This is a genomic window from Paenibacillus lacisediminis (genome assembly GCF_046567315.2).
Genome location: NZ_JBKIAX020000006.1, coordinates 30,878 through 43,185, shown reverse-complemented (window position 1 = coordinate 43,185; position 12,308 = coordinate 30,878). Strand labels below are relative to the sequence as shown.

General features: G+C 53.3%; 10 protein-coding genes. 6 read left to right on the top strand and 4 right to left on the bottom strand.

Going from position 1 to position 12,308, the window contains the following annotated elements:
• Positions 1–29: 29 nt before the first annotated feature.
• From gdhA to ACLD72_RS13240, 4 genes are all read right to left on the bottom strand, one after another.
• Entirely contained in the window at positions 30–1,403 is a 1,374-nt protein-coding gene (gene gdhA / locus ACLD72_RS13255) for an NADP-specific glutamate dehydrogenase (RefSeq protein WP_410995641.1), read from the bottom strand.
• 301 nt (positions 1,404–1,704) lie between these two features.
• Positions 1,705–2,355, bottom strand: coding sequence for a nitroreductase family protein (locus ACLD72_RS13250; protein ID WP_410995642.1), 651 nt, complete (start codon positions 2,353–2,355; stop codon positions 1,705–1,707).
• A 238-nt stretch (positions 2,356–2,593) separates the two neighbouring features.
• The gene (locus tag ACLD72_RS13245) at positions 2,594–3,274 is read right to left on the bottom strand and encodes a CidB/LrgB family autolysis modulator (RefSeq protein ID WP_128630392.1); all 681 of its coding nucleotides are present in this window, start codon (positions 3,272–3,274) and stop codon (positions 2,594–2,596) included.
• Positions 3,271–3,642, bottom strand: coding sequence for a CidA/LrgA family protein (locus tag ACLD72_RS13240; protein ID WP_410995692.1), 372 nt, complete (start codon positions 3,640–3,642; stop codon positions 3,271–3,273). Before ACLD72_RS13240 ends, ACLD72_RS13245 begins: the two co-directional genes overlap by 4 nt.
• Positions 3,643–3,796: 154 nt before the next feature.
• On the opposite strand from ACLD72_RS13240, the gene cidR reads away from it, so the two are divergent.
• From cidR to ACLD72_RS13210, 6 genes are all read left to right on the top strand, one after another.
• A complete protein-coding gene (cidR, locus tag ACLD72_RS13235) occupies positions 3,797–4,690 on the top strand; it encodes a cidABC operon transcriptional activator CidR (RefSeq protein ID WP_410995643.1) in 894 nt (297 codons plus the stop codon).
• Positions 4,691–4,803: 113 nt separating this feature from the next.
• Complete coding sequence (locus ACLD72_RS13230; protein ID WP_410995644.1) at positions 4,804–6,216, top strand: amino acid permease; 1,413 nt, start codon at positions 4,804–4,806, stop codon at positions 6,214–6,216.
• Between the two features lie 144 nt (positions 6,217–6,360).
• Positions 6,361–7,119 carry a delta-lactam-biosynthetic de-N-acetylase gene (pdaA, locus tag ACLD72_RS13225; RefSeq protein WP_410995693.1) on the top strand — a complete coding sequence of 253 codons (759 nt, stop codon included), beginning with the start codon at positions 6,361–6,363 and terminating at the stop codon, positions 7,117–7,119.
• A 613-nt stretch (positions 7,120–7,732) separates the two neighbouring features.
• Positions 7,733–8,200, top strand: a complete 468-nt coding sequence (locus ACLD72_RS13220; RefSeq protein ID WP_410995645.1) for a MarR family winged helix-turn-helix transcriptional regulator — start codon at positions 7,733–7,735, stop codon at positions 8,198–8,200.
• Between the two features lie 24 nt (positions 8,201–8,224).
• Positions 8,225–9,952 carry an ABC transporter ATP-binding protein gene (locus ACLD72_RS13215; protein WP_410995694.1) on the top strand — a complete coding sequence of 576 codons (1,728 nt, stop codon included), beginning with the start codon at positions 8,225–8,227 and terminating at the stop codon, positions 9,950–9,952.
• Entirely contained in the window at positions 9,949–11,877 is a 1,929-nt protein-coding gene (locus ACLD72_RS13210; RefSeq protein WP_410995646.1) for an ABC transporter ATP-binding protein, read from the top strand. The genes ACLD72_RS13215 and ACLD72_RS13210 overlap by 4 nt, the downstream gene beginning before the upstream one ends.
• Positions 11,878–12,308 lie beyond the last annotated feature (431 nt).

Below are 12,308 nucleotides of genomic sequence, written 5' to 3'. Positions count from 1 at the left end.
TCCCGGACGGTTTTTGGTTTTTATCTTAATTAAACAATCCCGTGCGCCAGCATCGCGTCGGCGACTTTCAGGAAACCGGCGATATTGGAGCCGACCACCAGGTTTCCGGGATGCCCGAACTCTTCGGCCGCTTTTACGCTATTACCATAAATATTTTTCATGATGCCTTTGAGTTTGGCGTCCACTTCCTCGAAGGTCCAGGACAAACGCGCGCTGTTTTGCGCCATTTCCAGGGCGGAGACGGCAACGCCGCCGGCATTGGCCGCTTTGGCCGGACCGAAGTAAACTCCGCTGTTCAAATATACCTCGATCGCTTCCAGCGTTGAAGGCATGTTGGCGCCTTCGGCGACGAATTTCACGCCCCCGGCGACAAGCTGCTTCGCCGCAGCTTCATCGATTTCGTTTTGCGTCGCACATGGCAGGGCGATATCGCAAGCGATGCTCCAGATGTTTTGGCAGCCCTCATGATATTCGGCGCCCGGATGTTCGTTCACATATTCCTTGATCCGTTTTCTTTCCACTTCCTTCAACCGTTTGACCGTTTTCAGGTCGATGCCGTTCGGATCATATACGTAACCGTTCGAATCGCTGCAAGCGACCACCTTGGCTCCGAGCTGCTGCGCTTTTTCGATGGCATAAATCGAAACATTGCCAGAACCAGAAACGACGACTGTTTTGCCTTCAAAGGTTTCGCCTTTGCTTGCCAGCATTTCCGCCGTGAAGTACACCAGACCGTATCCGGTTGCTTCGGTGCGCGTCAGGCTGCCGCCGTACGTCAGGCCTTTCCCCGTCAACACGCCGGTTTCGCTGCCGTAAAGGCGTTTGTATTGTCCGAACATGTAGCCGATTTCCCGTCCTCCTACGCCGATATCTCCGGCGGGCACATCCATGTCGGGACCGATGTATTTGGCCAGCTCAGTCATAAAGCTTTGGGTGAATCTCATGACCTCCAGCTCCGATTTGCCCTTGGGATCGAAGTCCGAGCCGCCTTTCCCGCCGCCGATCGGCAAGCCGGTCAGGGAATTTTTGAAAATTTGTTCGAATCCGAGGAATTTAATGATGCTGGCATTTACCGACGGATGGAAACGAAGCCCGCCTTTATAAGGCCCGATCGCGCTGTTGAATTGAACACGGAAACCGCGGTTAACCTGCACTTTGCCTTGATCGTCCACCCACGGCACGCGGAAGCTGATCAAACGCTCCGGCTCCACGATTCTTTCGAGGATGCCGCTTTCCTGATACTTCGGATGTTTGGCAAACACCGGAATCAGCGAATCCAAAATCTCCTTCACCGCTTGATGGAATTCGTGTTCTCCCGGATTGCGTTTTTGCACGGTTTCATAAACTTCAGCCACGTAACGGCGCGCTTGCTCCAAAGCCTCGTTTTGCTGTGTAATCGTCACTTGGATCCACCCTTTCTCCCTAAAAACATGTTCTACTTTTCACGATTTTTATGACCCTAATTGTAATATCTATGTCAGCTTTAAACAAAGCTAAATATAGATCAACTTCATGATCAATTGAGATCAACTCGCCGTGCGGCCGCTTAAGCCGGGGATTTTTGCAGAAAAAAGGCAAGTGCCGGATATAGTATGCGCAAAACGACGGCCGCACCGATTAGGAATTTCGAAAAAAGGAGGGCGGTTGATCCGAGGCATGAAAAAAAGCGGAAGAACTTTTCGGTTTCCTCCGCTTTTTGTCTTATTAGGATTGGAACGAGTTCCAGGACGTCACTTGATCTATGCCCAAGCGTGGTGTGGCGTGAGCCGGTTTGGCCGCTTTGCCGATGGCGATGAGGACAATCGGTTTAAGCGTTTCAGGAACCTTGAAAACCTCGGCGAATTTTTCCGGGTTATAGCCGCCCATCGGTACGGTGTCGTAGCCTTTCGCTTTGGCGATCAGCATCAGCTGCATGGAGATCAGGCCGGCGTCGAGCAAGTTGATCTGATGGAGCCGCTCGTCTCCCAAACCGCCATACATTTGCTGCAAACGTTCGACGAAATTGCTTTTTACCTCTTCTGTCATCGCGCCCATCGCTACGGCCTGGCTGTAAATCGCATCAGCCTGCTCGTAGGATTTCAGATCGCCGAGCACCGCGATTATGGCGGAAGCTTCCACGACCTGCTGCTGATTGTTGGCGATCGGCAGCAGCTTTTGCTTCAGCTCGTCTTCATCGATCACCAAAAACCGCCAAGGCTGCAAGTTCGAGGAGGAAGGAGCGGAAAGCGAAAGCTCCAGCATTTCCTTCAGTTCTTCCCGGGGGATTTTCACCGCTGGGTCGTATGCACGAACCGAATGTCTTTCTCGAAGTACCGTATAAAAATCGTTTAGATTTACTGTCTCTGCCGTACTCATATCCAAAATCATCCTTTCTTTATAAAATGATCTCGATCACAGTATAAAGCCTAACTGTTAGTATTACAAGTACAGTTCGAAATAAAACCGTCCAAATTCTGGAACTGCATAAACAGGGAAAGCCGGCAGCCGCGAAGACCGAGGGGCTTTGCTGCCCATAAAAATACCCCCGCCAAGGCAAAGGGCCAAGGCGAAGGTTCAAGAGAAATCTATATGTTGAATTCGGAGGAACCTAAGGTTATTGCAGCAGCGTGATCAGCATCGGGGCCACGCCCAACGTGAACAAGGCGGCCAAAATCATGGAGATGCTGGAGATCGTGCCGGTCAGCGAGCTCAGCTCAAACGCTTTGGACGTTCCGGTCCCGTGAGCGCTTGTGCCGAACAATACGCCGCGGGCCACTTCGTTTTCGATGCGGAACAGCTTCACGACCAGCGGCCCGAGCATCGTTCCGAGCAGTCCGGTAATAATGACGAAGACGGCTGTGATATTGGGCACGCCGCCGATGACTTGGGAGACGTTCATGGCGATCGGCGTCGTGATCGAACGGGGGATGAGACTCGTGATCAGATCGTTGTCCAGATGCAGCCACTCGGCCAGGAAGGCCGAAGAGAACATCGCCACCACCGAACCGGTCAGCACGCTGATGAGAATTTCCACCGCATGTTTTTTCAGGACATTGTAATATTTGTAAAGCGGCACGGCAAAAGCGACTGTGGCCGGCTGCAGCATCGTGCTGAGCCATTTTCCCCCGGCCTGGTAAGTTTCGTAAGGAATTTGCGCCCACATCAGGCCGATGACCAGAAACAGCGGCGTAATCAGCAGCGGGGACAAATAAACTTTAGGCCGGATTTTATACAGCCGTTTGGCCAGGTAATAGATCACCAATGTAAAAACAAGACTAAGCAAACCGGCGATCATGAGCTCTGATGCTCCTTTCGTTTGGAAATGCGGGAGGCGACAAGCCCCGAGCTGATCATGACGATCAAGGTGCTGAAAATGACGACGATCAAAATCCGCACGCCTTCACTTTCCAGCAGCGGCATATATTTCATGATGCCAACGGCGGACGGAATAAAGAACAGCAGCAGCTCGGCAAGCAGCCAGTTTGCGCCTTGTTCGATCCACGCCAGCTTGACGATGTTGGTTTTTAATAAGGTAAACAATACGAAGATGCCCAAAATCGAACCGGGAATCGGCAGATGGAGCAATTTCGCGATTTCGTTCATGGCAAAGGTAAATAAAAATAATATCGCTACTTGAAACACGCCCTTGCCTATCGTTTTCATCGTGTTCATGGTAAATCGCAGCCCCTTTCCGTCGTTTTCTGCATCATTGGTAATGAAAATACTACACTGATTGTTTTCATGAGTAAAATGAATATACTGAATGAATAACATTCCAATTGGTTATCGATAGAAATCTGAAAGGAGAGGCTGAAATTTGGACATTCGGCAAATGCAATATTTGATCGAGGTTGCCCGTCTCAAAAGCTTTACGAAAGCGGCCGAGGCGCTGTATATTACCCAGCCAACCATCAGCAAAACGATCAAAAGCATGGAGGACGAGTTAGGCGTTGTTTTGTTCGACCGGGTCGGCAAAAAAATCGAGCTCACCGATGCCGGTCAAATTATCGTAGGACAAGCACAGCAAATCGTCACCTCGTTCCAAAACCTGATGGCGGAGTTGGACGACCTGCGGAATTTGAAAAAAGGGCATATCCGGATCGGGCTTCCGCCGATGGTGGGTGCCAGTTTTTTTCCGAAGGTGATCGGGCAATTTCATCAAAAATATCCGGACATTACGATCCAGCTGTTTGAGGACGGGGCCAAAAAGGTGGAGTCGGATGTGGTCGGCGGGGCGCTTGATGTCGGTGTCATTGTGCTGCCGGCGACGGCGGAGGAGTTAAGCAGCTTTCCGTTCGTGGAAGAGAAGCTCAACCTGGTCGTGCACCCATCCCACCCGCTTGCGGAGCGGAAGGCGGCGGAATTGTCCGAGCTGTCCCAGGACGGGTTCGTCCTGTTCCGGGAGGATTTTACGCTGCATGACCGGATCATCAACGAATGCGCCAGGGCCGGGTTCCAGCCTCATGTGATTTATGAGAGCTCGCAGTGGGACCTCATCAGCGAAATGGTCGCGGTCGGCTTCGGCATTACGCTGCTGCCGGAAACGATCTGCCGCGAGGTGGATGACGAGCGCGTAAGGATCATTTCGCTGGTGAAGCCGATCATCCCCTGGAAGCTGGGCATCGTCTGGCGGGACGACCGCTACTTGTCCTTTGCGACGAGGGAGTGGATCCGGTTTGCGCAGCGGGAGTTAACGGATATTAATCCCTAAAATTTTTGTAATTAAATGGAATAATCTGTGATATTTGAACTTGTCCGTACCGAACCCGGGACGTTATAATTGCCTGATGTGTTTCGCAAATTTGAATTAGGGGACAGAACCTAATGCATTTATTCAGAAAAAAATCGATAACCTCCATGCTTGCGGAGAAAAAAGCGGCCGGCTCCACGCTCAAAAAGGAGCTTGGCGTGTTTGATTTAACCATGCTTGGCATCGGATGCGTTGTGGGTACAGGCATCTTCGTCCTCACCGGCGTTGCGGCGGCGCAGCATGCCGGACCGGGACTTATCCTTTCCTTTATTCTGGCCGGGATCATCTGCGCCTTTTGCGCCCTGTGTTATGCCGAATTCGCTTCGATGGTCCCCGTGTCGGGGAGCGCCTACACCTATAGCTACGCCACCTTCGGGGAAATCGTCGCCTGGATCCTCGGCTGGGATATGATGTTGGAATACGGCTTTGCCGCTTCCATGGTGGCGAGCGGCTGGTCGGGGTATTTTCAGGGCCTGGCCGCCGGGTTTGGCATTAACCTGCCGCACGCGCTGAGCAGCGCCTTCGATCCTAAAGCCGGGACCTATGTCGACGTTCCCGCCATTTTGATCGTGCTGCTGCTCACGTTTATCGTATCCCGCGGATCGAAAGAGTCGTCACGGCTGAACTCGATTATGGTCATTGTCAAAATCGCCGTGATCGTGCTGTTTGCCGTCGTCGGCGCCTTTTACGTGAAGCCGGGCAACTGGACGCCGTTTATGCCGTTCGGATTCAGCGGCGTCGTTACTGGGGCGGCGACGGCCTTCCTTTCCTATCTGGGCTTTGATGCCGTCGCCACGGCCGCTGAGGAGGTGCGGAATCCGCAGAAGGATCTGCCGCGCGGCATCCTTTGGTCGCTGGCGATCTGCTCGCTGCTGTACGTCCTCGTCACGGCGGTGCTTACCGGGATCGTTCCGTATTCGCAGCTGAACGTCAAAAATCCAGTCGCCTTCGCCCTGCAGTACATCGACCAGAACTGGGCGGCCGGGTTTATTTCGCTGGGGGCCATCGTCGGCATAACGACCGTGCTGTTTGTGCTGCTGTTCGGCCAAAGCCGGCTGCTGTACGCGATCGGGCGGGACGGCTTGCTTCCCGGAAGGCTGGCCCGGCTTCACCCCCGGACCGGGGTCCCCTCCGTCAGCACCTGGACGACCGGCATTGTGGTCGCGGTGTTAGCCGGTCTGGTTCCGCTCGGCAGACTCGCCGACTTGGTCAGCATCGGCACGCTTTTTGCTTTTATTACGGTATCGCTTGGGGTTGTCATTTTGCGCCGGACCCGTCCGGATCTGCCCCGTTCGTTCAAAGTGCCGCTGGTGCCCCTGATCCCGCTGCTGGCCGTGTTAACCTGCGGCTATTTGCTGGTCAGCCTGCCCCGGATCACTTGGATCGCCTTCGTCGTTTGGATGATTTTCGGATTAGGCGTGTATGTGCTGTACGGTTATAAGCACAGCAAACTGTCCGGCGAGACAGGCGGGCAGGCTGACAACTGAGATACGATGCAAGGTGCCTGACCGGCCAAAATGCACGCCGTATATTTCCCGCAGTACAGGCAATAGTAAACGAGAGCGTTGCAGCTAGGATTTTGGAGAATAAGGAGAGAATGCTCTGTGAGATTGGCCTTGATCTGCACGGTAATGATCGGTATGCTGCTTGGCCCCGCGGCATCGCAAATCGTTTACGCCGATTCGCCCCACCATTTCGGGTTCAAAAAAAGCGTGGACGGAAGTCTCCCTTCCATTAATGAGGAGGGGTTCAAAGAGATCGTCGATAAACACGGGGCTATTTTTCTCGGGGATACCTCCCGGAAGGAACTGTTTCTCACGTTCGACAACGGCTACGAAAACGGGTATACCGCCCCGATTCTAGACACGTTAAAAGCGAAGAAAGTGCCGGCGATCTTTTTCGTCACAGGACATTATGTGAAAGATCAGCCCGAACTGCTGAAGCGGATGGTTGCCGAAGGGCACCTCATCGGGAACCACTCCTGGAGCCATCCGGATATGACCACGATATCCGACGAGCGGATCCGCGACGAACTGGAGCGCGTCAAGCAGGAATCGGCAAAGGTGACCGGCCGGCAGGAGATGAAATATCTCAGGCCGCCCCGCGGTATTTTCAGCGACCGAACGCTGCAGGTGACGAAAGAAGCGGGCTATATCAACGTATTTTGGTCGGTGGCCTACAAAGATTGGGATGTAAATGCCCAAAGGGGCGCCGACTACGCATATCGGCAAGTGGTGTCTCAGCTTCACCCCGGTGCGGTGATCCTGCTGCATTCCGTGTCCAAGGACAACGCCGCGGCCTTGGGCTCCATCATTGATGAAGCCCGGCGCCAGGGCTACGAATTCAAAAGCCTGGATGAACTCCGCCGGAACGGCGAGGCTGGGCAATAAATGAAAAAGATCGTAACGGTGAAGGGGACAAGCCCGCCGGTACGATCTTTTTTTGACCTAATTTAGGGCATGGCAGAAGGCGAAGCGCAGGTAGAGAGGGGAGGAGAAGAGGGACTTGGGGGCTAAGGGACACCAGAGCCGTTATTTGAGGAAAAACGGAGGATTGCAAAATGTAACAGACACAGAAGACCTTATTTACCTCAAATCGGCCAGGATGAACGGGTTTAGAGCGAAATAGGGTCGTGTGTGTCCGTTAGCTTGGGAAATACCCGGGAAATGGGCGGATAAGGTCACTGGTGTCCGTTAGAGCAGCGTCCAAAGTTTAGGAAGAGCCTCCAATCGCTCCAAAGTAGAAGTCAGAGCCATTAAAGGACGCCGTCAGGCGTTTTTCTTACTGGAGTCTAGGGAAATAGCGGTAAAAAGCCTTGTCTAAGTGTAACAAAGACGCCAGCACCCGGTAGGTCTACCCCGGCAGGCATCTTTTCCTTTCTAATATATGGAAGCGTGAGCTCGCTTGACTTTCATCATGAGCGAAATTATAATTAGCTTTGCTAATAGATAGGTATCCTAATTATTAAATCATGAAAATAAATGGAAGCTGAGGTGATCATCGGTGCATTCCAGCGATAATTCGCAGGCGCATAAGCTTATGCTGGCGCTGCACCGCTTGCGGAGACTGGATATGAATAAAATGGCGCCGTTAACGTTCAAACCAAGCGAATTCAGACTGATGTATTCTATTCTTCAAGGGCTTGAACAGGAGCCGCGGGGCATTACCGTCTCCGAGCTCAGCACGAGAATGGGAGTGGCTTCGCCCACCGTCACGCCGCAAATTCGCAGCCTGGAAGAACAAGGGCTGGTACATCGCTATAACGATCAGGAGGATCGCCGGGTCGTGCGCGTCAAGCTGACGGAGCAGGGCGAACAGGCATTTCGCACGGCAGCGGAGCATCGATCCAAACAAATTCAAAATTTATGCGATTTTTTGGGCGAAGAGAAAAGCAACCAATTGATCGAACTGCTGCACGAGGTACACCGGTATTTCGAATCGCAGATCAATCAAAATAAAAAAACCGAGTGACTCGGATATGTGGAGATGATGGAATTGATCAAACTTTTCCGCTATTTGAAACCATACCGCTGGCTGGTCGCCGGAGTGCTTGCCCTCGTCTTTCTTCAGACGTTGTCCGAGCTGTATTTGCCGACACTGATGGCCGATATCGTGGATGTTGGGGTCGTCAATGGAGACACACTGTATATCTGGCGGGTGGGCGGATTTATGCTGCTTGTGGCGCTGGGCGGGATGGCCTGCTCGATCGGAGCGAGTTACTTCTCGTCCAGGGCGGCGTCGGGATTCGGCAAGCGGCTGCGCGCCAAGATGTTTAACCATGTGTCCAACTTTTCGCTGGAAGAGTTCGACAAAGTGGGCACCGCTTCGCTGATCACCCGGACGACAAACGACATTACCCAAGTTCAGCAGGTGCTGATTATGATGATGCGGATGATGGTGATGGCGCCGCTGATGTGTTTGGGCGGGATCATCATGGCCGTATCGAAAAACGCTGAATTGTCCCTGGTGCTGGTGGTCGTGCTGCCGGTGCTGGCCGGGGCGATCTGGTTGATCGCCAGCAGAGGGATTCCGCTGTTTAAGGCGATTCAGAAAAAAATCGACAAGCTGAACCTCGTCATGCGCGAGAGTTTGACCGGCATCCGGGTCATCCGCTCGTTTAACCGGACCGATTACGAAAGCAAACGGTTTGACGCGGCCAACCTCGATTTGACGGATACCTCGATTCGGGTCAATAAAATCATGGCCTTCATGATGCCGATTATGATGCTGGTGATGAACCTGTCTTCGGTGGCGATCATTTGGTTCGGCGGGATGCGGATCGATGCCGGGCAAATGCAGGTAGGGGACCTGATGGCTTTTCTGCAGTATGCGATGCAAATTATGTTTTCGCTCGTCATGGTCTCGATGATGTTCGTCATGGTTCCGCGTGCGTCCGCTTCCGCCGTGCGGATCAATGAGGTGTTGGACATGGTTCCGGAGATCAAGGATGCCGACGTGGCAGCGGCGATGTCCGAGCAAAAAGGTTATGTGGAATTTCAAAACGTCTCCTTCAGCTATCCCGGAGCGGAACAGCCGGCGGTGCAGGACATTACGTTCAGCGCCAAGCCGGGCGAGGTGACCGCGATCATCGGCGGGACGGGTTCTGGGAAATCGACGCTGATCAGCTTGATTCCGCGGTTTTACGACGTTGGTGAGGGGCGCGTGCTGGTGGACGGCGTCGATGTGCGGGAGATGAAGCAGGAGGAGCTGCGGCGCAAAATCGGCTTCGTTCCGCAAAAAGCGGTGTTGTTCTCCGGCAGCATCAATGACAACATCCGCTACGGCAAGGAGGACGCCACCGACGAGGAGATCCGGTACGCGGCCAGGATCGCCCAGGCGAGCGATTTTATCGCCGAGATGGAGCAGGGCTACGAATCGGTGATCGCCCAAGGGGGCACCAACGTGTCGGGCGGGCAAAAGCAGCGGCTTTCCATTGCCCGGGCGCTCGTGCGGAAGCCGGAAATTTACATTTTCGACGACAGTTTCTCCGCCCTCGACTTTAAAACGGACGCGAAGCTGCGCGCCGCCTTGAAGCAGGAGACCAGGGAAGCGACGGTCATTATCGTGGCCCAACGGGTAAGCACCGTGCTTGACGCCGACCGCATCATCGTCATGAACGAAAGCCGGATCGCCGGCATCGGCAATCACCGCGAACTGATGGAAACCTGCGACGTGTATAAAGAGATCGTCTATTCACAGCTTTCGGAGGAGGAGATTGCATGAGTCAGGAGCAAAAAGGCGCGGGCGCCTCTGGGCGGCCTGCCGGCAGAACTCCGGGGCTGAGAGGACACGGTCCAAGACACCCCGGGCCGGGCGGACCCGGCGGACCCGGCATGAGCATGCCGGCCGAGAAAGCGAAGGACTTCAAAGGGACTTTAAAGCGGCTCATCCGTTATTTGCGGCCGCATAAATATCAATTGACAGCCGTGCTTATCATGGCGGTTTTAAGCACCGTGTTTAGCATCGTCAGCCCCAAGGTGATGGGGAAAGCGACGACCAAGCTGTTTGAAGGGATCATGGGGAAAATTCAAGGGGTTCCCGGGGCGACGATCGATTTTGCGTATGTATGGCAGATCATCATGGTCCTGGTGGGACTTTACGTATTAAGTTCGCTGTTCAGTTATGTCCAGCAGTACCTGATGGCTGGCGTCGCGCAGAAAACGGTGTACGACTTGCGCAACGATGTTAACGCCAAGCTGAACCGGCTGCCTTTGAAATATTTCGACGCTCGTACCCACGGTGAAATTCTCAGCCGGGTCACAAACGACGTCGACAATATCAGCAACACCTTACAGCAAAGCTTAACCCAGTTGATCACCTCGATCTTGACGATTATCGGCGTCATCGTGATGATGCTGTCGATCAGCCCGCTCATGACGCTGATTGCCGTGCTGACGCTGCCGCTCAGCGTGTTGGCGATTACTCAGGTCGCCAAACGCTCGCAGAAACAGTTCGTCCGTCAACAGGCGGAACTGGGCCAACTTAACGGTCATGTGGAAGAAATGTATACCGGCCACAAAATCATCAAGGCGTTTGGCCGCGAGAAAACGTCGCTTAAGCAGTTTGACGACATTAACGAACGGCTGTACACGGCAGGCTGGAAGGCGCAGTTCATCTCCGGCGTCATTATGCCGATCATGAGCTTTATTGGCAACATCGGTTATGTGCTTGTGTCCGTGGTCGGCGGCATCCTCGTTACCAAACGGACGATCGAGATCGGCGATGTGCAGGCCTTCATCCAATACGCCCGCCAGTTTACGATGCCGATTACGCAAACGGCGAACATCGCCAATATCATTCAATCGACGGTCGCTTCGGCGGAACGCGTTTTCGAAATTTTGGACGAAGAAGAAGAAGTGGCGGAATCCGCTCAGCCGAAGGTGCTGAAGGAGCCGCATGGCGATGTGGCCTTCAATCACGTGAAGTTCGGGTATGATCCTCAGCATCCGCTGATCGAGGACATGAACATCAGCGTATCGCAGGGGCAAACGATCGCGATCGTCGGACCTACCGGGGCCGGCAAAACGACGCTGATCAACCTGCTGATGCGGTTCTATGAAGTAGGCGATGGGGCGATTACCGTAGATGGCGTCAACATTGCGGAGATGAAGCGCGGCGACCTGCGCAGCATGTTCGGCATGGTGCTGCAGGATACGTGGCTGTTCAACGGCACGATCCGCGACAATATCGCCTACGGGCGCGAAGGCGCGACCGAAGCGGACGTGGTGCGTGCGGCCAAAATGGCCTACGCCGATCACTTTATCCGCACGCTGCCGGACGGGTACGATACGATCTTGAACGAGGAAGCTTCCAATATCTCGCAAGGTCAGAAACAGCTGCTGACAATCGCGCGGGCGATTTTGGCCGATCCGGCCATCCTGATTTTGGACGAAGCGACGAGCAGCGTCGACACCCGGACCGAGGTGCAGATCCAGAAGGCGATGAACGAGCTGATGAAGGGCAGAACAAGCTTTGTCATCGCGCACCGTCTTTCGACGATCAGAGACGCCGACCTGATCCTCGTCATGAACCACGGCTCGGTCATCGAAAAAGGCACGCATGAACAATTGCTGGCCCAAAAAGGCTTCTACGCCGATTTGTACAACAGCCAGTTTACGAAAGGCAGCTTTGAACCGGAGGCCGTGTAAAGAGGCAATAATATAAATATTCTATAAACTAGTAGACGATTCTGGAAATAACGTTAGCATGATGGCAAGTGAAGACATGAGAAAAGGGCAAAACTAGTCCATTGAAGAAACTCGGGTACAACATAAAGGAAAAAAAGGGCGCTATTTCAGCGACATCCCTATGTTGCGTAAAATAGAGGAATTTTATGGCGCTATTTTCACGATTTAGTGGAGAAAGACCGCTTTTAGACCTGTTCATTAAAAAATAAGACCCAAAAATTCCGCTATTGGTGATAAATAGGCTCAAATTGGAAAATAAGATTCAAAAGTTCCGCTATTTTATAGGGGCGATACTGAGCACAAAACTAATATAGAACAAAGCAATCCATGGCCCCCGTCCGTAGATAAGCCACATTATTTCCGGATCATTCTACTAGCAAAAGCCGGGCGCA